Consider the following 23,195-nt stretch of genomic DNA (forward strand, 5'->3'; position numbering starts at 1 on the left):
TTCTTGAACGGTTTATACCAAGTCGGTGGCGGGCAATAACGACAAGGCGCGCGCCGTGTCGATCAGCTTGCTCATCTTCCATTGCTGCAGCAGCACGCCGGGGCCGAAGTCGCGCGAACCGCCGATGGCTTCGGCCGCGATCTGTATCTGCGCGCCCTCTTCCAGCAGCAGGATGAACTCGGCCAGCTTCAGCAAGCCCTGCTTGCCCCACACGGTGGCGCCGCCATTCGCTTCCAGGATGGCCGTCGCATGCGTATTGCGCGCGATTTCGCCGAGGATGAAATCGACTTCCGGCTGGCGGCGGTCGATATAGATGGGAATTTCGCGTATCAGCTGGAAGCGCTGCACGGGCACGTAGCGGATCGGCAGCGTGCGGTGCGTCTGCGCCCAGGCGCCCAGCGATGGCGAGTGCACGTGCGAGATCGACGTGACTTCCGGCCGTTCGCGGAACAGCTTTAAATAGCGCGCACCGCCGTTATTCGCGTCGCCGACGATCACCGTGCCATCGAGCGCCAGCACGGCCGCCTTCAATGGCTGGCCGCGACGGAACGGGCCCGGATCGTTGACCACCACGGCCTTGTCGCCGCCCGGCGTGCGCTCGACAAAGCCCACCGTGCCGTTGGCCGTCAGGCTGCCCGTCTCGCGCAAGCCGTCGAAGGCGATCTGCGCGTCGCGCCGCACCTGCTCGACGAAGGCCAGTTCGGCCGCCGTCAGGTCCTGCGCCTGTACTTGTTGTGCTTCCGCTTGTGCCACGTCTGTCATGTCATGCTCCATTTGCTTGAGTTGGAATACGGGTCAGTCATGCCTCTACTTTCGCAAGACGCGTGCCAGCCCTGGGGCTCCGAAAATGGTGGCGCACTGCTGCCTGCGCAACAGCGGCTGCTGGCATGGCAGCAGGAGCTTGCACACGCGCTGTCGGCAAGCCAGCAAGCGGCGCGGGCACGTTTCCTGCACGGTTCCAGGCTTCACCCACCACCAAGGAATCCCATGACTACCGCAACATCCCCCGCCGTCGATACCGTCTGGTTCACCCGCTGCCCCGTGCCCACGGCCACGGGCCTGGCCTATAAACTGGGCTGGCTGGACGAGGAATTCGCCCGCGACGGCATCGCCCTGAAAACCCTGCAGGAAGTGGGCGGCGAACTGGCGCGCCACCATTACGACCACGGCCTGTCCACGCTCGTGCGCGAAGGCGGCAACCTGCTGGCCCTGCCCGCGCGCGCGCAAGGGGCGCCCACGCGCCTGATCGGCCTGACGTGGATCGATGAATGGCAAGCCATCCTCGTGCGCCCCGGCTCCGGCATCGCGACGCCGGCGCAGCTGCAGGGCAAGCGCCTGGCGCTGCCCGTGTTCCGCGCCGAGGACTTGCGCGAAAACCGGCGCGGGCGCAGCATCGCGCGCGGCATGAGCCTGGCCGGCTACAAGGGCGTGCTGGCCTCGGCCGGCCTCACCTTGGACGATGTACGGCTGGTGGAAGTGGGTGCCGACGCCCAGCCCTCGGCCAATCTCGGCGCGGGCCTGTGGCAAGGCATCGCGCCGCTGCTGCGCGGCGAAGTCGACGCCGTCTACGTGAAAGGCGCGGCGGCGGCCGAAGCGGCCCGCACGGCGGGGCTGGAAGTGGGCATCGACATCGACGCCCTGCCGGACCGGCGCTTCCGCGTGAACAACGGCACGCCGCGCCCGATCACCGTGCATGAAACGATGCTGGAACAGCATTTCGAGCTGGTCGTGCGCTTTTTGACGCAGACCCTGCGCGCCGCGCACTGGGCCCGCAGCCACCAGGCCGACGTGCTGGCCATCCTGCAGGGCGAGACCCGGGCCGGCGCCGACGCCGTGGCGGAAGCTTATCGGGACGGTTTTCATCTGACCCTGGCGCCCGACCTGTCCTACGACAAGGTGGCGCTGTTCCGCCAGCAAAAGGATTTTCAGCTGCAGCACGGCTTCCTCGATCGCGACGTGGATATCGAAAGCTGGATCGACCGCAGGCCTTTGGAGGAGGCGCAGCGGCGGCTGGAGGCGTTGTTGCGGGTGGCGGCTTGATGCGGTGGTGGTGTTGTCGGCTTACGCTGCGCTAAGCCGACCTACCGCTGCGCCAGGCCGGCCTACCTGATCAAAAAAATGGCCGGCGAGTTTGCCGGCTTCACATCAATCAATCGCCATCAGAACTGGATGGTGTACGACGCGCCCACCGTGCGGCCCTGGCCGATGATGACGGTGTCGCCGTTGACGGCACCGGGCACGAAGCTGGTCAGGGTGTGGTTGCGGTAGACCTTGTCGGCCAGGTTGTTCGCATAGGCCGTGATCCGCTGCTTGCCGCCCGGGAGCACGTACGACAGGCGTGCATTGGCCAGCGCGAAGCCGCCCTGGTTCAGCAAGTCGCGCGCGGCGTTTTGCGGGTCGACATAGTAGTACTGCTTCGACGTGTAGCGCACGTCGCCGCTGAAGACCAGCTGTGCGCCATTGCCCAGCGGGTAGCGGTAATCGGCCGCCAGCAAGGCCGTCACGTGGGGCGAGCGCACGAATTCGTTGCCCGAACGGTCGCCGCCATTGTTCTGGATGGCGAAATCGTCGAATTCCGTGCGCAGCAAGCCCACGTTGGCGTTGATGTGCAGATTGTCCGTCGGCTGCGCCTCGATCTCGAATTCCGCGCCATTCACGTGGGCCTTGCGCACGTTCTGCAGGTAATTGACGCTTTGCGTGGGGTCGCCGTTGTACACGCCCGTAATATTGACCTGCACGTTCTTGTAATCATAGTGAAAAACGTTGGCATTGAAATTCAAACGCCCGTCCAGCCATTCCGACTTGATGCCCGCCTCGAACGAATTCAGGGTTTCCGGTTTCACCGTGTTCAGGGCCCGCACGTCCGTGGCGCTCGTGTTGTAGCCGCCCGACTTGATGCCGTGCGCGTATTTCAAATAGCCGCGCAGGGTCCGGCTGAAGCGGTATTCGGGTGTCACGTCATACGTGAGCGCATTCCACGTGGTCGAGGGATTCGACGTGAAGTTGTTGTTGGCGACCGACGCGGCCGCGTAATTGCCGCCCCGGACCGTGTCCCACCAGCTGGCCGCATCGCCAAACGTCACCGTGTTCGATGCGGCCTGCACGCGCTGCAAATCGAGGTCTTTGGTTTCCGTCGTCCAGCGCAGGCCGAAGGTGGACAGGAACTGCTCGCTGAAGTTGACGGTCGTGCTGCCGAAGATGGCCGCGCTGCGCGCCTTGTGCCGGTAGATGGTGCGGTTGTAGCCGACGGGCTGGGTGCTGCCCGCCAGCGCCGGCACCGTGCCGTTGGGCAGGCGCGCGCCGGCCGAGTCGGAATCGATCTTTTCATTGAAATAGAACAGGCCCGCCACCCAGCTCACGGTGCCGTTTTGCGGCGACGTCAGGCGCAGCTCCTGCGACACTTGCCGGCTGCTGGCCTTGGAGCGGCTGCGGCCCACTTCCAGCGGCGTGTTGTCGCTGTCGCCCGTCGCCTCGTTCCTGAAATTTTCATAGCCCGTGATCGACGTCAGGGTCAGCTCGCCCAGCGCGTATTCCAGGTTCAGCTGCGCGCCGCCCTGTTTCACGTCGCTGTCGGCCGGCGCATTCGTGCTCACGTCATCGGGATTGGTGCTGGGGATGTAGCCATTGCGGTAGACGCCATTGGCGCCATAGCTGGCCACCGTCGTCGTGGCGCCCTTGGTCGTGTAGTCGCGGTAATGCAGGTTCAGGTTCGCCGTCAGGTCGCGCCCGATCAGGGCCTTGAGCTGGCCGCGGATGGCGCTGTCCTTGAGCTTTCCATCGCGCTCGCCCGTAAACCGGTTGTGGAAGCGGCCCCTGTCCTGCTGCTCCGTGTGGAAAGACAAGCGCCCCGCCAGCACCTCGTCGACGAGCGCGCCGCCAATGGCGCCTTCGGCCAGCTTGGTATCGTAGCTGCCGTAGTCAAGCTTGGCGTAGCCGCTGGACTTGAACGAAGGCTTGCGCGAAATGACGTTGATGGCGCCGCCCGTCGTGTTCTTGCCCCACAAGGTACCTTGCGGGCCGCGCAGCACTTCCACCCGGTCCAGGTCGAACAGGGGAAAGCCCGTGGCGCTGGAATTGCTGATGTAGACGTCGTCGAGATAGAAGCCGACGGGATTCGGGAAATCGATTTGCTGCTGGCCCGCGCCCACGCCGCGTATCCACCAGCGCGGGCGGCCATGCTGCTGCGTGCCGGCCGAAGCGTTCGGCACGTAGTTGAGGATTTCGCTGGCCGAGCGGCCGATGCCCGTGTCGAGCAGTTCCTTGCCACCGAGGACCGTGATCGCGCTCGGTACCTTTTGCGCCGACTCCTCGCGCTTTTGCGCCGTCACCGTCACCGATTGCAGGGAGGCGCCCTCGCCCCCGCCGTTCGCGTCGGCCGCGGCAATGGCATCGGCGGTCGGCGCTTCGGCATGGACCATGCTAGAAGCGAGCATCAGGCCGCCGACGGCGAAGGCCGAGCGCAGCGCGCCGCGCACTGGCGTCAAATGAAAGGGGAAAGAAGAAACGGCGGCGGAGGCAGTCGAACGGCGCATGGGTGATTATCCTTGAGTAAAGTCAAAACGCGAGATGGTGATGACCTGTATTGCAAGGCGCATGCCCGCTGCCGCAGCGCAGAAAAATCGTTCTTAAGTGATTGATTTCAAAGGAAGACTATCGTCATGATAGTGCTGTTGATTTGGCAGCAGCGACGCTGCCGCGTGCTGCCTGCGCGACAGCAGGCGGTAACGCTGCTGTCGCGGCAACAGGTGATACTCAGGCGGCGCGCAGGAGCGCCGACGTGTGTCCCCGTACGAGCGGCAGCACTTCCTCGCCAACCCTGTACGCTTCTTCCAGATGCGGCGTGCTGGCCAGGATGAAGGCGTCGGCGCCCAGTTGCACCAGTTCGTCGAGGCGTTCGGCCACCTGCTGGTAGCTGCCGACGATGCCCTGCGTCTGCCCGCCGCGCAGCAAATTGAAACCGGACCAGATGTTCGGCGCCGTGATCAAGTCCTTGTAGCTGTTCAGGGTGGTCGGGCGGTTGCCCCGCTGGCGCGCCGCGCCCACGGAGTCGCCGCCATCGGCGCCGAGGAACTGGCGCAAGGTGGCGGGGTCCACGGCGTCAAAGCCCTTGCGCACTTCGTCCCACGCTTCTTCTTCCGTGGCGCGGGCCACGATGTCGACGCGTACGGCGCATTTGATCTTGCGGCCCAAGAGCGCCGTCTTTTCATGCACGCGGGCGAATTTCTCGCGCAGCTGCTCGAACGGTTCCAGCCACGTCAGGTAGTAATCGGCATGCTTGGAAGCGGAACCGAGGGCCGCGTCGGACGAGCCGGAAAAATAAATCTCGGGGAAATCCTGCTCCGACAGCGGCGTGGCCAGGCCCGCGTCTTCCACCTGGTAGAACTTGCCCTGGTAGGAAAAAGGCCCGCCGCGCCACACGCCGCGCACCACGTCGAGAAATTCCGTCGTGCGCGTGTAGCGGTCGTCGTGGCCGGCCGAATCGCCCCACCACAGCTGCGCCGGACCGCCGCCGCCCGTGATCACGTTGTACAGGGCGCGGCCGCCCGTGGCCCGCTGCAGGCTGGCCGTCATGCGCGCGGCCACCACGGGGTTCAAAAAACCGGGCTGGAACGGGATCATGAAGCGGAAGGTGCTCGTCTCGCGCGCCAGCAGCGCGGAAATGGCCCACGGTTCATCCGTCATCGGGAAGGACGGAATCAAACCGCCCTGGAATCCCGACAGTTCAGCGGCGCGGGCGATTTCCGCCAGGTAGTCGATATACGTAAAACCGTCGGCGCCGCCGCCACCGAGGCCGGCCTGGTGCAGGTTGTCATTGCCGGGAAACCAGTCGCCGCGAAACGGCGTGCGGGCGCGGTGCGAACTCGGTTCGCCATGCGTGGGGATGCGCCAGAAAAAGTCGATTGCCATGTAGTGGTACTCCTTCAAATTAGGGGATTCAGGCCGCTTGCCGTTGCGTGTACAAAGCCGCCCGCACAAGCGGCAGCACGTGCTCGCCGATGCGGTAGGCTTCCTCGAAATGGGGGATGGCCGCCAGCACGAAGCTGGAGATACCCGCCTGCGCATACGCTTGCAGCGCGGCGCTGACCTGTGCATAGCTGCCAACCAGGGCGCCGTGCGCGCCCGTCTGCGCCTGCGCAAAGCCGGGCCAGAAGGCTGCGGCACCGGCATCGAATGGCGCATCGTCGGCCAGTCCCGCGCCACTGCGGTAGCGGCGCGCGTCGCGCAACGCTTCCTCGAACGTTTCACGGGCCAGCACGTCGATGCGCACGCCTGCGGCCACCGTGCGGCCCAGCTGGCGCGCCTGCGCTTGCAGGCTGGCGATGGCCAGCTGCAAATCCGCGAGCGGTGCCGCGTCGAACACGTGCACGTCGGCCTGGCGCGCCGACAGGGCCAATGCTTCGGCGGTATTGCCGGTCAAATAGATGGTGTTAATGGGATGGTTCGCCAGCGGCCCCTTGAAGCCGCCGTCCTGCACCTCGAAGAACCTTCCCTTGAAGCTGAACGGCGAAGTACTTTGCACGCCGCGCGCCACCGTGATGAATTCATCGATGCGGGGCAAGATGTCAGCGTCCGTTACGGCATCGCCCTGGCGCCGGCGCGCCGCGGCATCGCCGCCGTGGCCGATCTGCCAGGCGAAGCGCCCGCCCGTAAAGCGCTGGAAGCTGACGGCGTTCTTTGCCGCGTACACGGCCGAACCCCAGGCCGCGTCGAATTCGGCGATCAGTTTCAAATGCCGCGTGCTGCGCGCCAAATACCCTGCGACGATCCAGCTTTCATCGCCCTGCGTATCGTGGCGTATCTGGATGCCGTCGAAGCCGGAAAGGTCGGCCGCGCGGGCGATCTGGTGCAGGTAGTCGAAATAATTGAAGGGCGGACGCACGCCGCGCGGGTCACTCACGCCCGCCTGCAGGGGACTGGGCGCGCCAGCGGCCCGCTCGCCCCGGCGAGAAATGCCGGGCGCCGCGTAACGGCCGTCGCCGCTGGTGGGCAATTGCCAGATGAATTCGATGGTCATGCATGGACTCCTGTCGTGGGTCGAAGAAAAGGCCGCGGCGCATCGTGCGTGGCGACCTGCCCTTCCCTCCTCGCAGAAAACATGCCATGCGCTGGACGCCCATCGAGGCCCGAAGCTGCTGCTTGCGCAGCAATCGGCTGCACCGCCGGCAGCAGCGTGCTGCGCGCGCAGCAGCCATGAAAAAAGCCGGAGCCGCATCGCTGCGGGTCCGGCTCCATTGGCCAAGTCGCGTGGCTAGTCGATGGCGCCCGCCTTTTTCAGGAAAGTGCGCAGGATGTTGCGGCTCAGGTTCAGGTGTTTGGCCGTGCGCACCTGGTTGCGCTCGTTGCGCTCCCACGCGGCGCGCACCAGTTCCTGCTGCATGGCTTCGAATTCCACGGCTTCGCCCGAGTCGAGCAAGGCTTGCCAGGCGCGGGCAAAACGCTCGGCGGCCAGCATATCGTCCTGGCAGGCCGCGCCATGAGCCGCGTAGGCGATGTCGGCGCCGCCGGCCCAGGCGTCGGGAACAGGCGCAGAGACAGGTGCGGCGGCAGGCGCGCGGTGCCAGCCCGACAAGCTCAAGTCCTCGGCCCGCACGACGCCGCTGCGGCACACGAGCAGCGCGCGGTGGATGACGTTTTCCAGTTCGCGGATATTGCCCGGCCACGGGTAGCCGAGCAAGGCCTGCTGCGCGTCCAGGCCCAGTTCCACCTCTCCCAGGTGCAGGCGCTGCGCATAGATGGCCATGAAGTGGCGCGTCAGCGGCATGATGTCGCCCGGACGCTCGCGCAAGGGGCGCAGCGGCAGGCCGATTACCTGCAGCCGGTAATACAGGTCTTCGCGGAAGCGCCCGGCCCGCACGGCTTCGGCCAGGTCCACGTTGGTGGCGGCGATCAGGCGCACGTCGATGGAGATGGCGCGGCGCGCGCCCAGGCGCACCACTTCGCGCTCCTGCAGCACGCGCAGCAGCTTGACCTGCATCGCCAGCGGCAAGTCGCCGATTTCATCGAGGAACAGGGTGCCGCCGCTGGCCGTCTCGAACCAGCCAGGTTTACCCTGCAGCGCGCCCGTAAACGCGCCTTTCTCATAGCCAAACAGCTCGCTCTCGACGAGGGTTTCGGAAAACGCGCCGCAGTTGATCGCCACAAACGTCTGTTCGGCGCGCCCGCTCAAGCCGTGCACATGGCGCGCGATCAGCTCTTTTCCCGTTCCCGTTTCGCCCGTGATCAGCACCGTCGCCTCGCTGGGCGCGATGCGCTCGATCAGTTCGTGCAACTGGCGCGAGCGGGGATCGGCAAAGACAAAGGCCGTGGCGCGCACCAGCAAGCTCATTTGCTGCGGGTCGCGGAAGGCGACCAGCGCCTCGCTGTCGCCGTCATCGCCGGCGCCCCGGGCAAGGTGGGCGCTGCGCGCGAAATCGCTGCTGAAATTGTGGGCTAAGAGTTCCATGGGCCGACTATACCGCGCTCCATCCGCAGGCGTGAACGAATGGTGCCGCGCTAGCTTATCCGGATTTTGCATATGCGGGGCGTTGGTCCGAACCTTGCTGCGGCAAGGGAGCCGGCAATGTCGCCTGCCAACCCGCATACGCTGGCGCGGGCCGCGTGAGCGCGGTTCGACTAAGCCTGGTCCGGATCGAAATGCTTGCGCAAGCCTTGCCAGCACTCGAAATAGTCGTTTTGCAGCAGTTCGCCGTTCAAGGCGAACGGCGTCGGCTTGAGGATGGTGCGCGTCTCGAACATGAAGGCCATGGTGTCGGCCACCTTCACGGGCGCGCTCGTGTCGCTGTGCGAGGCGCGTTCAAACGTCTGCGCATCGGGGCCATGGCCGGACATGCAGTTGTGCAGGCTGGCGCCGCCCGGAACGAAACCGGCCGCCTTGGCGTCGTACACGCCATGGATCAGTCCCATGAATTCGCTGGCCACGTTGCGGTGGAACCAGGGCGGCCGGAATGTGTGTTCGGCCGCCAGCCAGCGGGGCGGGAAGATGGCGAAGTCGATGGCGCCCAGCAGCGGATTTTCGCTCGGTGCCTGCAGCACGAGGAAGATCGACGGATCCGGATGATCGTAGCTGATCGAGCCGATGACATTAAAGCGGCGCAGATCATATTTGTAGGGCGCGTAATTGCCATGCCAGGCCACCACGTCCAGCGGTGAATGGTCCAAGATCGTGCGCCACAGATGGCCGCCGAACTTGGCCACCAGTTCGCACTCGCCATCGATATCCTCGTAGGCCGCGTGCGGCGTGAGGAAGTCGCGGGCGTTCGCCAGGCCGTTCGAGCCGATGGGGCCCATGTCCGGCAGGCGGAAGGCCGTGCCGAAGTTTTCGCACACATAGCCGCGCGCCGCGCCGTCGGACAGGGTCACGCGGAAGCGCACGCCGCGCGGGATCACGGCGATTTCCTGCGGTTCCAGCTCGATCAAGCCCAGTTCCGTGGCAATCGCCAGCCGGCCTTCCTGCGGCACGACCAGCAGTTCGCCATCGGCCGAATAGAAGAAACGCTGCATCGAGCGGTTTGCCGCGTACACGTGGATGGCGCAGCCGCTCATCGTTTCGGCGCTGCCATTGCCGGCCATCGTCTGCCAGCCATCGATGAAGTCCGTTGGCGTCGCGCTGTCGGGCAGCGGCAGCGGGTCCCAGCGCAGCTGGTTCGGCGGAGTGAAAGGCATGGCGTGGAAATCGCTGACGATGCGCGTGTTGGCCAATAAGGTAAATGGCGGATGCTGGCTGGCGGGACGGATGCGGTACAGCCACGAGCGCCGGTTCTGCGCGCGCGGCGCCGTGAAGGCCGTGCCCGAGAGTTGCTCAGCATACAGGCCCAGCGGCGCCTGCTGTGGCGAATTCTGCCCCTGCGGCAAGGCGCCGGCGATGGCTTCCGTGGCAAATTCGTTGCCGAAGCCGCTTTGGTAGCCGGCGCCTATCATGCCGGCTCCGCCAGGCCGTCGGCCGCGTCGCGCAGCAAGCCCTGCACCACGTCAGCCTTGCCGATGGCGCCCATGGCCAGCAAGGCAAAGCGGGCCAGGAACAGGGGCGAGCGCTGTTCGCCCAGGCCGCCCATGGTGTGGCACAGCTCGGTGTAAAGATTGTCCAGTTCGATGTCGGTCATATGATCTCCTGATTTCCAGTGTTCTTCCTTCGCTAACCCGAAAAGCGAAAGAGCCGGGGTCGGACCCTCAGGGTCCGACCCCAGAATTTGCGATTGGGTTTGGCTCAACACAATAGCCGTTTCAAAGCAGCAACCACCTGCCCCGCCTGCACTTGCCGCCAGCGCCCCAGCACATGGCCATCCGGGCGCACGAGGTAAAAACTGCCAGGCTGCGCGTCGAACAGCGAAAATACCTGCGCCGTGTGGTCCCAGGCGCCCCCTTGCGCCCCGCTGCGGGTGATCGCCACGGTCGTCAACGGCAATATATCGCACAGCGCCAGCAGTTCGGCAGGCACGGCGCCATCGTCGCTGAAATACAGCCCCGTGAAATGACCATCGGCGCGCTGCACCAAATCGGTAATATACCCGGCTTTTTGTCCGCCGTTGTGCGACAGCGCCAGCGGACACTCGGGCAAGACCGTGCCCGGCGCAGGGCCTTCTGCAAACACATCCGATTCCAGCGCATTCAAGGGCGACTGCGCATACGCGATGGCGCTCGTCTGGCGCGGGTTGATCAGGGAGCGCACGTGCGCGTGCTTGCCCGCCAGTCCCAGCACGGCCGTGCGCATGAGATCGAAGGCAAACGTGGGAGGCGCCATGAATTCCGTGCTTTTGGTGCCGTGGCGCAGGTTTTCATGGGCGGCGTACACGCGCTCGTCCGAATAGCTGTCCAGCAAGGCCTGCGGCGCCAGTCCCTTGACGACGTAGGCCAGCTTCCAGGCCAGGTTGTCCGCGTCGTCGATACCCGAGTTCGCTCCGCGCACGCCGAAGATGGGCACGAGGTGGGCCGCATCGCCAGCGAACAGCACGGGGCCGTGCCGGTATTTTTCCAGGGTCAATGCGTTGGCTTTATAGATAGTGATCCACACGGGATGCCACGGCGCCGTTTCTCCCATCATGGCCAGCAGGCTGTCGACGCGGGGCGCCACGTTTTCCAGCAGCACGGCCGCCTGCGCATCCTCGTCGTCGCGCAACTGGTAGTCGATGCGCCAGATATCGTCGGGCTGCTTGTGCACCAGCACGGTCGAGCCGGGATTCGACGGCGGGTCGAAATACGCGAGGCGCTCCGTCGGACGGTCGCTTTTCAGGTGGATGTCGACGATGACATAGCGCCCTTCATAGCTGGTGCCCTGCAGTTTCAGGCCCAGCGCTTCGCGCACGACGCTGCGCCCGCCATCGGCCGCCACCAGCCAGTCCGTCTCGATACGGTAGGTTGCATCGGGCGTGGCGACCGTGGCGGTGGCGCCATCGGCGTGCCTGTCCACGTTCGTCACCCGCGTTTGCCAGCGGATATCGATCAGTTCGGGTTGGCGCTCGGCCGCGTCCTGCAGGAATTGCTCGATATGGTATTGCGCAAGGTTGACCATGGGCGGCAGCTTCTGGTTAGCATCCTGCGGCATCGTGAAATGCAGTACTTCTTCCTCGCGGTAAAAGCTGCGTCCACCTGCCCACGGCAAGCCTTTATGGATAAAGCCGTCGAGCGCGCCCAGGCGGGCTATGATTTCCAGGCTGCGCCGCGAGATGCAGATGGCGCGGCTGCCCGTGCAGACGCCATCGTCCGCCTCGATCAGCACGGAGCGCACGCCGTGGCGGGCCAGGCCCAGGGCCGTGGCCAGGCCCACGGGGCCGCCGCCGACGATCAGCACCGGGACGTGCTGCGTCGATGCGCCCGCCGGCTTGCCAGGCGGATAGACTTTCGGCACATGGGGATATGGATGAAACGTGTCGCTCATGATGGGTCCTCTTCAATCAAGATTGTTCTTTGCCGCCACGCGCGATGGGCAGGGTCAGCACGATGGCCGCGCCCGCCACCAGCAGCACGCTGGCGTACAGCAAGCCCGTAGCAAAGCTGTGCGTGAAATCCTTCAGCCAGCCCACGACAACGGGGTTCAGGGCCGAGCCGATATTGCCCGTCGCGTTGATGACGGCGATGCCGATGGCGCGCGCGCCCAGGCTCAGGGCGCGGTCCGGTGTGGTCCAGAAGACGGACATGGCCGTGTACGCACCCGTCGAAGCCATGCATACGCCCAGCAGTTGCATCACGGGATTGCCGGAATATGCGGTCAACAGCCAGCCGCCGGCCGAAAGCAGCATCGGCCAGACGATGTGCCAGCGGCGCTCCTGCAAGCGGTCCGAGCGGCGGCCCCAGGCGATCATGCCGATGACGGTGCACACTTGCGGGATGGCCGCCAGCAAGCCGATCTGCGTGTTGCTGGCATTGCTATTAAAACTTTTCACGATCAGCGGCGTCCACACGGCCACCATGGCCAGGGTGTTGACCAGGCAGAAATAGGCGACGCCGAATTTCAATACCGTGGGCGACAACATTTCCGTCAGAACCGAAGTCTTCTGCTGGGACGCCACCGGCTTGTGCTCGGCCGCCAGCATGCGCGCCAGCACCTGCTGTTCCAGTCTGCTCAGCCAGTTCGCCTTGTTGGGCGAGTCGTCGAGGTAGCCGTACACGGCCAGGCCCAGCAGCACGGATGGCATACCTTCGAGCAAGAACAGCCATTGCCAGCCCTTCAAGCCCCAGTGCCCATCAAGGCCCAGGATCAGGCCCGACAAGGCCGAACCGATGGCGGCCGTCACGGGCATGGCGATCATGAACAGGGCATTGGCGCGTGCCCGGTAGGCGCTGGGAAACCAGTACGTCAGGTACAGCAACATGCCGGGCAAAAAGCCCGCTTCCGTCACGCCGACGAGAAAGCGCAGCGCATACAGGCTGGCCGGACCGCTGGCGAACAGGGTCGCCGTCGAGGCCAGGCCCCAGGCGATCATCATGCTGCCTATCCATTTACGCGCGCCGATGCGCGCCAGCACGATGTTGCTGGGGATGCTGCACGCGATGTAGGCGATGTAAAACAGGGTGGTGGCAAAGCCGAACTGGGTGCCGGACAGGCCCAGGTCCTGCATCATGGTCAGGCCGGCAAAGCCGATGTTGATGCGGTCCAGAAAGGAAAACACGAACAGCAGGAACAGAAATCCCAGCAGGTGGCGCGATACCTTGCGCATCACCTGCTGTTCCAGTTGATTGGCGGCCGCGTCAGGAACGGGTGCAGTGGCGGGGGTGGCCGCTTTGGCGATGGTCATGCTTGTCTCCATAAGGTGTCGCCCTCCCCTTGCTGTTTTTATTGGGTGAGAGCGGCCGGGTGATCCCGGCTTGAAACACAGTATGCAGACGGCGATGCCGGCGGCTGTCCCCATTTTGGGGACGTTTTGCGGCTAAAACAGTCAAAAAGGCGGAGCCATTGCTACGTCGAAGGAACTAGACAGGCGCTGGCGCCATGCACAGGGCGAACAACTGGCGTTGGCTGGAAATGCCCAGGCGTTTATAGGCGCGCTTCTGGTACGTCGTCACGCTGGACGGCTGCACGCCCATGATCTCGGCGATTTCCACGGCCGTAAGGCCTTCGAGCACGCAGCGCAATACGTCCAGTTCGCGCTTGCTCAAGGCGGGACAATGCTGGCGCAGCCTGGCCAGCATCATGGGCGCGACGCCCTGCGTATTTTGGCCGTTCAGGCTGTAATGGTGCTTGACGGCATGGGCAAACAGCGGCGACAGGGTCTCGATGCTGGCCACTTCGCCGGGCAGGAACTGGCCCTGGCTGCTGTCGCGGTAAAAATTGACGGACAGCCAGATATCGCCGGCCGGTTGCACCAGCAGGGACAAGCGGTCCGACACATTCGGTTTTTGATAGCAGACGGCACGGTAGCCGGGATGGTCGATCTCGTCGCTGGCTTGCTGGTGCAGCACGATGGCGGGATCGATTTTCCGCCCCGGCACGGGCGCAATCACGCGCTGGTTGCCGTCGAGCGCGTAATAGTGGCGCGCATAGCTGTCGGCAATATCTTGCAGGAAACGCCCGCCGCGCCGGTCGGCCACGGCCACGGTGCGCGGACGGTTGCCGAATTCATAGGCAAAGATCGTGCACTGGGCTATGGGCGCGACCGTGCTGACCGTTTTCAGGATGGCCCCGGCGACGGCATTCACGTCGGCATGGCCGATGGCAGCCATCAGCTCCAGGGTACGCCCGAAGTCCAGCTGCCCTTCCGCCTGCCGCCGCTCGACGCGCCAGTAACGCATATCGGCTTTCTTACTGCCCGCGCTGCGGCAAGACCCAGTCCGGCCGGATGTAATGGCAAGTGTAGCCATGCGGCAAGCGCTGCAGATAATCCTGGTGCTCCGGTTCCGCTTCCCAGAACGGGCCGGCCGGCGCCACTTCCGTCACCACCTTGCCGGGCCACAGGCCGGAGGCGTCAACGTCGCGGATGGTGTCCTCGGCTACGCGCTTTTGCTCGTCGCTCGTGTAATAGATGGCCGAGCGGTAGCTGGTGCCGCGGTCATTGCCCTGGCGATTTTCCGTGCTGGGGTCGTGGATCTGGAAGAAGAATTCCAGGATCTTGCGGTAGCTGATGACCTTCGGGTCGAAGATGATCTCGATCGCTTCCGCATGCGTGCCGTGGTTGCGGTAGGTGGCGTTGGCCACGTCGCCGCCGCTGTAGCCCACGCGCGTGGCGATCACGCCCGGATAGCGGCGCAGCAAGTCCTGCACGCCCCAGAAGCAGCCGCCGGCCAGGATCGCCGTTTCATTGCCTTGTGCATAGTCTTGTGCCATGGTGTCTTTCCCGTTCTAGTCAGAAGCAGCTATCTTACCCTGTCACGCGACTTTCTTCAGCGGGCCAGCAAGCGCTTGAGCTGCGCCGCCTGGTAGGCGCCGATGGCGTCGTTGAACAGGCAGCGGATCAGCGGGTCGTCGACGATGTCGGCCTCCTCCAGTTCCGCCCGCGCGGCGGCATCGAAAGGGCCATCGTTGATGCGCATGTACATCGACGTCAGCGATTCGCCGAGCACCAGCGCCGCATGGCATTTCACGAGAGGCAGCTCCGTCGTCCAGCCTGGCGCCTCGTCAGGCTCCGGCACGAGGTCGATCACGTCGCCATGCGTGCGGTAATGGAGCACGGTGGCCGCGCCGTCATGGCCGTACAGGGACAGGCGCCACAAACGCGGGGCCTGGAAGTAGCTGTCCTCGGGCAGTTCCATGTCGCGGTAGCGTTCAAGCAAGCCCTTGCGGCAAAAGTCGAGCGCCAGCGCCGCGTCGGCATCGTTCAAGGGCGCGAAACGGCGCGCGATGTCCGCCGTGGCGGGCGGCGGCGCGTCGGGACGGTAATCGAAATCCACATCCTGCGGGCCCACGGGTATCACCCAGGACAAGGGTTCGGAGTCAGTCACGCCGTGCGCGTCGAGCAGCACGGACGTGGACGGATCGAGGCGGAAGATGTGCGCCTCCGGCAGCGCGGTGCCGATCTTCTGCGCAAACCGGCGATAGGTAATGGGGAACATCGCGTGGTTGTACCAGGACCAGTCTTCCTGCACGAACTGGCAGGAGCTGGGCACGATGTACCGGGGCGCCAGCGCGCGCAGCTGCGGCACCCAGTCGTCGGGCAGTTCGACGGGGCCAGGCTGCGCCTGCGACGGCGCGATGACGGCGATCTCGCGCATGGTCTGGAATGGCCACAGCACCATGTCCCATGGTGCAAACGCGGCCAGCTGTTCAAGCGTCGCGGGGCCGATCCAGGAATCGACGACGTTGAGCACGTTCATGCCGGCTGCGCGCACCTGGAACAGCGAGTCGACATCGTCATCGAGCGCGCGGCGCGGAATCACCTCGATACTGCCCGCCTGCACGGGCACGTCGACCTGCAATCGCCGCACCTGCGTAAACCCCAGCGCGCGGATCATGGCGAACAGCTCGTCGAAGACGCAGTACAGATAAATGGGTGTGGCGCGGTCGAGCACGTCGAGGCTGTCGAGCGAGCAGTGGTCGTCGTGGAAGTGCGAGATGAAGACGGCATCCCAGCGCAGCTGCCGCACGGCGTCCAGGTCGAAGCGCACGGGCGGGAACGCATGGCAGTTGCGGCTGAACGGATTTTCGACGATGGGATCGAAGGCGATGGCCGTGCCTTCGCATTCGAAGACATAGCCGGCGTGCAGGATGCGGGAGATTTTCAGGGGCATGGGGAAATCGAAGAGAACCCAACGGCGCAAATGCCGGGGTCGGACGGGGACGCCGAGTCCCTGAGGGTCCGACCCCAGCTCTTGCTTTTGGGGTGCAAAAGGACGCTAACGGCGCGCCAGAGACTAACCTCAATACGGATTATTCAGCACATCCATCGCAAAATACGTAAAGATCATGTCCGCGCCCGCGCGCTTGATGGCGCCCAGGGTTTCCTGCACCACGCGGCGCTCGTCGATGGCGCCGGCTTGCGCGGCGAACTTGATCATCGCGTATTCTCCGCTGACCTGGTAGGCGCCGATCGGCAGACGCGTCACTTCGCGCAGGTCGCGGATGATGTCCAGGTAGGCGCCGGCCGGCTTGACCATCAGCGCGTCCGCGCCTTCGGCTTCGTCGATCAGGGACTCGCGCACGGCTTCGCGGCGATTCATCGGGTCCATCTGGTAGGTCTTGCGGTCGCCCTTCAGGGTGCTGCCGGCCGCGTCGCGGAACGGGCCGTACAGGCCGGAAGCGAATTTGGTCGAATACGCCATCACGGGCGTGTCGTGGAAGCCGGCCGCATCCAGCGCGCTGCGGATCGCCGCCACCTGGCCATCCATGGCGGCCGACGGGGCGATGATGTCGGCACCCGCCTGCGCGGCGATGACGGCTTGCTTGCCCAGGTTCAGCACCGTGCTGTCATTGTCGACCGTGTCGCCATGCAGGATGCCGCAATGGCCGTGGTCCGTGTATTCGCAGAAGCAGGTGTCGGACATGACGACCATTTCCGGCACGGCGTCCTTGATGATGCGCGACATGCGGGCCACCAGGCCGTCCGGGTTCAGGGTATCCGTGCCGTGGCTGTCCTTGTGGTGCGAAATGCCGAAGGTCATGACGGAGCGCAGGCCGGCGCGCGCGTAGCGCTCCACTTCCTGCGCCAGCTTCGCTTCGGGAATGCGGCGCACGCCGGGCATGGATTTGATGTCGACGAAATCGCTGCTGCCTTCGTCAACGAAGATCGGCAGGACCAGGTCGCGCGGATTGATCTCGGTTTCGCGGAACAGCTCGCGCAGTTGCGGGGTCGCGCGCAGGCGGCGCATGCGCGAAGTGGGGAATTGTGCTGGCATGGGTTGACTGGCTTCAGGTTAACAACGCCGATCAGTATACGCCGATCGCGCCGCTTGCGCCGGGCCGCCCGGCAAAAAAGCCGCGCAAGTCAAGAAACCCTGCCCTGCGCCTTCATTGCGCATGCAGCAGGGCGGCCACTTGCCAGCGCATGTCGGCCGCCAGCTGCACCAGCATGTCGCCGCGGCGGCGCGCGTCCGCCCGCTTTTTCGACGGCACCAACTCCAGGTCCGGCCTCCGGCAAGGGCCGCATGGCAGGCGGTAATTGCCGTCGCTGGTGGGCTGGGCATGGAGCTCGCGCCACGCCAGGTCGTAATCGGACGAGATATGGCGGCGCCGGCGCCAGTTCAGCGCGATGCGGTTGGCGTTGCTGACCAGGTCCAGATGGCCACAGCCGAAAAAGTCGCCCAGGTCGCGCAAGGCGGCCACCATCAGGTTTTTCGGCCGGCAGCCATGCAGCGCCCGCGTGGCTTCCTTGACCGCCTGCGCGCCCGCCTGCGAGCGCAAACCCTGCAAGGCGCCCAGCTGAATGACGGCGCCGCCGGGCTGCGGCCGGAACAGGAAACTGGCCAGGTACAGCGGCACGCCGTCGCGCGTCAGGCGCAGGCACAGATCCCCTTCGCGGTGGCTGTCGTGGATGGCCGTCAGCTGCAAGCGGTAGGTGGCGCCATCCTTGCCTTCGATGGCGGCCAGCACCAGCGGGCGGCGCGCCGCGTATTCCACCAGCGGCCGCGCGCCCGCCTGCCACAGGAAGCGGTAATGCCCGCGCAGCAGGTCCACCCGCGCAGCACAGCCGAACCGGCGACTGGCGTAGGGACGATAAATCTTGTACAGCAGGCTGGGATGGACTTGCGCCAGTGCCGCCAGGCCCGGCGTCGCGGCAACGAAAGCTTGCCAGCGCGCGCGCTGCGCGGGGAAGACGATGGCGCCCAGCGCGGCCTTGATACGGTGGCCATGCTGGCGCAGTGGCGCCTGCTGCTGCTGCGCGGCGCTGTCGCCGGTGGCGGTAAAAGTATGCATGCGAACGGCTCTACGACGGGTCTGATGAACGGGACGCGGCGACGCCGCAGGCAGCCCGGAACAGGCGCCTGCACTCTGGCAGGCGCTCTACACCGGGTAGTGCGGATGATAGGGGGAGGTGAAAACGAGGGGGGTTACAAGTTGGTAATGTGCTGCTGGCGAGCCTGGGCGCTCAGGGTGCCGCCGCAGCGCCCATCGGCCGGCCCGGCTTTCCGTAACGGGCCACCAGCCAGCGCCGCGCGGGCTTTTCCAACCGATGGTAGCTGAGGCTGCAAACGGCAATCAGCACTCCGGTGAACAATGCGGCGCGGATGGCGGTCGGCGCCAAGCCGGCGCCCGGCACCAGGCGCAGCAAGGGATTGACAAGAAACAGGCCAAGGGGAACATGCAATAAATAGACGGCATAGGAAATGTCACCGAGGAAGGCGGATATTTTGCCTTCCAGGACAGCCGGACGAAGGGCGGCCAACAGCCACAGCAGCGCCGGAAAGAAGGCCATGACCACGAAGGCAAGCAGCATCAGCTCGACGCTGAGCCCCTTGAGGCCAAAGACCAGCAGGATGGCCAGGGACAGCGCCGCAAAATAGGCGAGTATCCAGGCTTGCTTGCGGCAATAAAACAATAGCACGCCACCCGAAAAGCCCGCCAGGCCGCGCAGCAGCCCTTCAGTCACATCCGCGGGCGTATAACCGCGCAAGAAACGCTCGACCATATAGGCCGTGCCCCAGCACAGCAGCACTGAGCCCAGATGCAAGGCGAATTTCCAACGCATGGTGCGCATTCCGAAACGCACGACAAAATACCAGCCGAGATTGATGACCACTTCGACGAAAATGCTCCAGGCGGGGCGATTCAATGGAAAGTTTTGAGTGTCATCCAGCATGCAGGGCAACATGACGCTATTTGGCACGATGCAAGCCAGTGTAGCGGTCGTCGGCGTGCCAAACAGGTATTTGGCCAATGCATACGAGAATCCCAGGGCCAGCGCCACGCCATACAAGGGGTACAAGCGCGCAAAGCGCTGCAATGCAAACTGCCGGAATGCCATTCCCTGGCCTATGCGTTCCTCGTAGCTATAAGCCATGACCCAGCCCGAGAGCATGAAAAACAGGTCGACCGCCAGGTAGGCATGAGGAACATGAAAACCGAAAATGATCGGCAGGTGGTACACCATGACAAGCAGGGCGGCGATGCCCGTATGCCATCGAGCGATACGACGCGGCTGCCTGCCATCGCACCATCCGGCACTGCATTTCCCATCTCACACCCCTACGAATGAAAAGCTCCGGCGCGGTAGATTCCGACGGCGGTCAAGCCTCGCATCAGACTATTCCATATAGATGCAAAAAAGGTAATTAATATCTTTTAAAATATACGAAAAGATAATTTTTACATTGAATATGACGAGTAGCAGGCCGCTAGCGGGCCGGAAAAGAAAGCTGTTGCCTGTCACCATTGCGGAACCGGCGCAACAGCCAGCGGCGGGCCGGCATTTCCAGGCACCGGAAACTGGCAGTGCTCAGCGCTATCAACAGCGCGCTAAAGATCAGGGATTTAAGCGCGATGCTGGAAATCCCGGGCCCCGGCAGCAGCAACCTCAGTGGTTTTTGCAACAGGATTGCCAAAGGCAAATGCAGCAGATAAACGGCATAAGAGATATCGCCAAGATAAGCACAGAAACTGTTTTCCAACATGGCTGGGCGCCACCACGCTGCCAGCCACACGAGCACGGGCAGCAGGCCCATGACGACAAAGGCCAGCGGCGTGACGCCGCCGCTGTCGCCGCGCAAGCCGAAAGCGAGGAGGACGGCGATAGTCACTATCGCAAAATAGACGAGTATCCATGGCTGGCGGCGGAAACTGAAGAGCAAAATCCCTCCGGAAAACCCCAGCAGCCCCCGGTACAAACCTTCATGCAAATCATTCGGATTGAAACCACCCATATAGCGGTGGCTGTAGATAGCAGTTCCCCATAGCAATACCGTAAAACACAGGTGCAAGGCGAATTTCCAGCGCAATGCAGACAGGCCCAGCCACACTGCAAAAAACCACAGGATATTGACCGCCACTTCCACAAAGATCGACCAGGCCGGCCCGTTCAGGGGGAACGCCGTGCCAACGGGATTTATGCAGGGTAATAAGAAAGCATTCGGCACGAGACAGGCCAGATTGGCCGACGGAGTACCAAAGCGCATCTTTACCAGCATGACGAGGAAACCGAACAAAGTCGCGCACAGATAGAGCGGATACAGGCGCGCCAAACGGTTCAAGGCAAAATTCTTGAACGGCAAGCCGTTGCCGATACGCTCTTCATAGCTGTGTGCCATGACCCAGCCCGAGAGGATAAAGAAGAACTCCACGGCAAGATAGGCGTACTGCATCTTGAAACCGTAGATATACGGCAAGTGATATACCACCACCACGAGGGAAGCAATCCCGCGCATGGCATCGAGGGAAATAATACGTCCATCATCCTGACGCTGGACACTTGCATCAACCATTTCGATTTCGCTTGATTATCGTTTACCGAACTGTACGGACAGAACAGCAAGGGGGAGGCCTGAACGCCATGATCAATGCCAGCTAGGCCATATGCCCGTGGCACTGCATTTCTGTCAAATGAAATAACATTTATACATTATTCGCATAATAACATGATGTAATATTAAAATGCAAAATATACAATTCCCAGGGCGATGGTGTCACCGGAAGGGCCGCGCCTCGCGAGTCAGGCGCAAGCCGGGGCACTCAGTTGAGCAGGCGTAGCCTCAGCCGCAATCCCGGCGCCGCATCCTCAATCTCCAGGCTGCCCCCATGCAGGACGGCGATGGCCGCCACGATGGACAGGCCCAGGCCGTTGCCGGGCAAATGGCGGCTCTTGTCGAGGCGGTAGAAGCGTTGCGTCAGTTTCGGCAATTCCTCGGCAGGCACGCCGGGGCCGTTGTCGCGCACGGCCAGCCAGCTGCCCTGCGCGTCGCTGCCGGCCGACACTTCCACCGTCGCGCCCGGCCCCGCATACTTGATGGCGTTGTCGACCAGGCTGGCCAGGGCGCTGCCCAGCAGGTTGCGGTCGCCGCGCGCGGGCACGCCTTCGCCATACATCTGCACCAGCAGCACGCCCTGCTCGTCGGCCGTCGCCTCGTACATTTCCACGATGTCGGCGCCGATCTGCTGCAGGTCGATGTCGTCGAAATTCTCGGGACGCATGCCCGATTCGGCCGCCGCGATCTGCAGCAGCTTGTCGAACACGCGCGTCAGGTCGTCGATGTCATCGATGGCTGCCTGCGCCGCGCTTTCGTAACCGGCCACGCCCGGCTGCTGGCGCAAGGCGCCATCGAGCTTGTTGCGGATGCGCGCCAGCGGCGTGCGCAGGTCGTGCGCGATGGCGTTCGACACGTGGCGCACGCCTTCCATCAGGTGTTCGATGCGGTCGAGCATGCGGTTGATGTCGCGGCTCAGCAAGCCGAATTCATCTTCGCTGGACACGGGAATGCGCCGGCTCAGGTCTCCCGCCTCGATTTCGCCCGCCGTGCGGCGGATCTGCCCGATGCGCGCCTCGAGCTGGCGGCGGAACAGCCACGCGCCCGCCACCACCAGCAGGATCGCCACCCCGGCGCCATAGGCCAGCGAGCGCAGCACCAGGGCGCGGATCGACCTGCCCTCCTCCATGTCGCGCCCGACGAACAGGCGCGCACCGCCATCGAGGTCGCGGATCAGCATGCGCGCGGGCACCCGGCGTCCTTCGCGCGTAACGTCGCGGTGCAGCAAGCGGCCCGCCGGGCTGCCCGTGTCGGGCCAGGACGTCAGATTGCCCGCCACGCGGCGGCCATCGGCATCCACCAGCAAAAAGATCTCCGTGTCGCTGTCGGTGCGGTCGGTCAGCAAATGGCCGATTTCCGCCGTCGTGCGGCGGCTGCCGCCCTGCTCGTACAGCGCGGCGAGGCGCTCCGAGAGCAGGACCAGCTTGCGGTCCACGCTGCGATCGAGCACGCCGATGGTGCCGAAATAGAACACGGCGCAGACGATGCTGATCGACACGACCACCAGCACGCCATAGCCGAGCGCCAGCCGGGCCGCGATCGAGCGGTGCCAGTTACGCACTGTCGATCACGCCCAGGGTGTAGCCGACGCCGCGCACCGTGTGGATCAGCGGCGGCGAGAATTCCTTGTCCACCTTGGTGCGCAAGCGGCTTACCTGCACGTCGATGACGTTCGTCTGCGGGTCGAAATGGTAGTCCCACACGGCTTCGAGCAGCATGGCGCGCGTGACGGACTGGCCCTGGTGGCGCATCAGGTATTCGAGCAAACGAAATTCGCGCGGCTGCAGGGCGATTTGCCGGTTGGCGCGCGTCACGCGCATGGTGCGCATGTCGAGCACCAGGTCGGCCACCTGCAACTGCGTCGCTTCGGGCACGGGCGCGGCACGCCGCAGCAGCGCCTCGATGCGCGCCAGCAGTTCGGCGATGGCGAACGGTTTCGACAGATAATCGTCGCCGCCGCTGCGCAAGCCGCGTACGCGCTCGTCGACGCTGGACAGGGCCGACAGCACCAGCACGGGCGTGTTGCGGCCCATGCCGCGCAGGCGCGCGACGATGGCCAGGCCATCGATCTCGCCAGGCAGCAGGCGGTCGAGCACCAGCGCATCCCAGTCTTCGCCGCAGGCCAGGCGCATGCCGTCGATGCCATTGTCGCAGGACGTGACGTCGTGGCCCGCCTCGCGCAGGCCGGCACAGATATAGCGGGAAGTTTCGGCTTCGTCTTCGATGACCAGGCAGCGCACGGGAATTCCTTGTAAAGATCGGGACAGCAAACATGCGCAGCATACGCCAGGCGCGCGCCACTTGCCAGTCCCGCCGCGTGCGGCGCGCGATGACAGGGTCGGGTACAATACAGCCTCGACATTGTTTGGCCGCGCGCC

The 23,195-nt window shown here is 64.4% G+C and carries 19 protein-coding genes; 1 reads left to right on the forward strand and 18 read right to left on the reverse strand.

Features of this window, described 5'->3' with window-relative positions:
- Nucleotides 1-12: 12 nt before the first annotated feature.
- Entirely contained in the window at nt 13-762 is a 750-nt protein-coding gene (locus CLU90_RS06030) for a class II aldolase/adducin family protein (RefSeq protein WP_092709858.1), read from the reverse strand.
- Nucleotides 763-987: 225 nt separating this feature from the next.
- Here CLU90_RS06030 and CLU90_RS06035 point away from each other — a divergent pair, with 225 nt between their 5' ends.
- Nucleotides 988-2,040 carry an ABC transporter substrate-binding protein gene (locus tag CLU90_RS06035; RefSeq protein ID WP_092708893.1) on the forward strand — a complete coding sequence of 351 codons (1,053 nt, stop codon included), beginning with the start codon at nt 988-990 and terminating at the stop codon, nt 2,038-2,040.
- A gap of 119 nt (nt 2,041-2,159) precedes the next feature.
- Here the strand turns inward: CLU90_RS06035 and CLU90_RS06040 are convergent, their stop codons facing one another.
- The 17 genes from CLU90_RS06040 to CLU90_RS06120 form a co-directional block, all read right to left on the reverse strand.
- On the reverse strand, nt 2,160-4,532 hold the full coding sequence (locus tag CLU90_RS06040; protein ID WP_100427426.1) for a TonB-dependent receptor: 2,373 nt from the start codon (nt 4,530-4,532) through the stop codon (nt 2,160-2,162).
- A 220-nt stretch (nt 4,533-4,752) separates the two neighbouring features.
- Nucleotides 4,753-5,907, reverse strand: coding sequence for an LLM class flavin-dependent oxidoreductase (locus CLU90_RS06045; RefSeq protein WP_100427427.1), 1,155 nt, complete (start codon nt 5,905-5,907; stop codon nt 4,753-4,755).
- A gap of 28 nt (nt 5,908-5,935) precedes the next feature.
- Nucleotides 5,936-7,015 carry an LLM class flavin-dependent oxidoreductase gene (locus CLU90_RS06050; protein WP_100427428.1) on the reverse strand — a complete coding sequence of 360 codons (1,080 nt, stop codon included), beginning with the start codon at nt 7,013-7,015 and terminating at the stop codon, nt 5,936-5,938.
- A gap of 234 nt (nt 7,016-7,249) precedes the next feature.
- Nucleotides 7,250-8,443: a sigma-54 interaction domain-containing protein gene (locus tag CLU90_RS06055; protein WP_092708902.1), complete on the reverse strand. Its 1,194-nt coding sequence runs from the start codon at nt 8,441-8,443 to the stop codon at nt 7,250-7,252.
- 170 nt (nt 8,444-8,613) lie between these two features.
- On the reverse strand, nt 8,614-9,918 hold the full coding sequence (gene hmgA / locus CLU90_RS06060) for a homogentisate 1,2-dioxygenase (RefSeq protein WP_092708906.1): 1,305 nt from the start codon (nt 9,916-9,918) through the stop codon (nt 8,614-8,616).
- Nucleotides 9,915-10,100, reverse strand: a complete 186-nt coding sequence (locus CLU90_RS06065; RefSeq protein WP_092708909.1) for a DUF2783 domain-containing protein — start codon at nt 10,098-10,100, stop codon at nt 9,915-9,917. The genes hmgA and CLU90_RS06065 overlap by 4 nt, the downstream gene beginning before the upstream one ends.
- Nucleotides 10,101-10,204: 104 nt before the next feature.
- On the reverse strand, nt 10,205-11,872 hold the full coding sequence (locus CLU90_RS06070) for an FAD-dependent oxidoreductase (RefSeq protein WP_100427429.1): 1,668 nt from the start codon (nt 11,870-11,872) through the stop codon (nt 10,205-10,207).
- 16 nt (nt 11,873-11,888) lie between these two features.
- Nucleotides 11,889-13,229, reverse strand: a complete 1,341-nt coding sequence (locus CLU90_RS06075) for an MFS transporter (protein WP_232731095.1) — start codon at nt 13,227-13,229, stop codon at nt 11,889-11,891.
- A 175-nt stretch (nt 13,230-13,404) separates the two neighbouring features.
- Nucleotides 13,405-14,223, reverse strand: coding sequence for a helix-turn-helix domain-containing protein (locus CLU90_RS06080; RefSeq protein ID WP_100427431.1), 819 nt, complete (start codon nt 14,221-14,223; stop codon nt 13,405-13,407).
- 10 nt (nt 14,224-14,233) lie between these two features.
- Nucleotides 14,234-14,755, reverse strand: coding sequence for a peptide-methionine (S)-S-oxide reductase MsrA (gene msrA / locus CLU90_RS06085; RefSeq protein WP_100427432.1), 522 nt, complete (start codon nt 14,753-14,755; stop codon nt 14,234-14,236).
- 56 nt (nt 14,756-14,811) lie between these two features.
- A complete protein-coding gene (locus tag CLU90_RS06090) occupies nt 14,812-16,155 on the reverse strand; it encodes an MBL fold metallo-hydrolase (RefSeq protein WP_100427433.1) in 1,344 nt (447 codons plus the stop codon).
- A 129-nt stretch (nt 16,156-16,284) separates the two neighbouring features.
- Nucleotides 16,285-17,259 (reverse strand): porphobilinogen synthase, encoded by a 975-nt coding sequence (hemB, locus tag CLU90_RS06095; protein WP_100427434.1) that lies wholly within the window; start codon nt 17,257-17,259, stop codon nt 16,285-16,287.
- Between the two features lie 112 nt (nt 17,260-17,371).
- Nucleotides 17,372-18,277 carry a VirK/YbjX family protein gene (locus tag CLU90_RS06100; RefSeq protein WP_100427435.1) on the reverse strand — a complete coding sequence of 302 codons (906 nt, stop codon included), beginning with the start codon at nt 18,275-18,277 and terminating at the stop codon, nt 17,372-17,374.
- A 172-nt stretch (nt 18,278-18,449) separates the two neighbouring features.
- Nucleotides 18,450-19,490 (reverse strand): acyltransferase family protein, encoded by a 1,041-nt coding sequence (locus tag CLU90_RS06105; RefSeq protein ID WP_332870877.1) that lies wholly within the window; start codon nt 19,488-19,490, stop codon nt 18,450-18,452.
- Nucleotides 19,491-19,695: 205 nt separating this feature from the next.
- Complete coding sequence (locus CLU90_RS06110) at nt 19,696-20,778, reverse strand: acyltransferase family protein (RefSeq protein ID WP_100427437.1); 1,083 nt, start codon at nt 20,776-20,778, stop codon at nt 19,696-19,698.
- A gap of 247 nt (nt 20,779-21,025) precedes the next feature.
- Nucleotides 21,026-22,378, reverse strand: coding sequence for a sensor histidine kinase (locus CLU90_RS06115; protein WP_092708936.1), 1,353 nt, complete (start codon nt 22,376-22,378; stop codon nt 21,026-21,028).
- Nucleotides 22,371-23,057, reverse strand: coding sequence for a winged helix-turn-helix domain-containing protein (locus CLU90_RS06120; RefSeq protein ID WP_092708939.1), 687 nt, complete (start codon nt 23,055-23,057; stop codon nt 22,371-22,373). Before CLU90_RS06120 ends, CLU90_RS06115 begins: the two co-directional genes overlap by 8 nt.
- Nucleotides 23,058-23,195 lie beyond the last annotated feature (138 nt).

The organism is Janthinobacterium sp. 67 (assembly GCF_002797895.1).
In the GTDB taxonomy this organism is placed as follows: Bacteria; Pseudomonadota; Gammaproteobacteria; order Burkholderiales; family Burkholderiaceae_D; genus Janthinobacterium.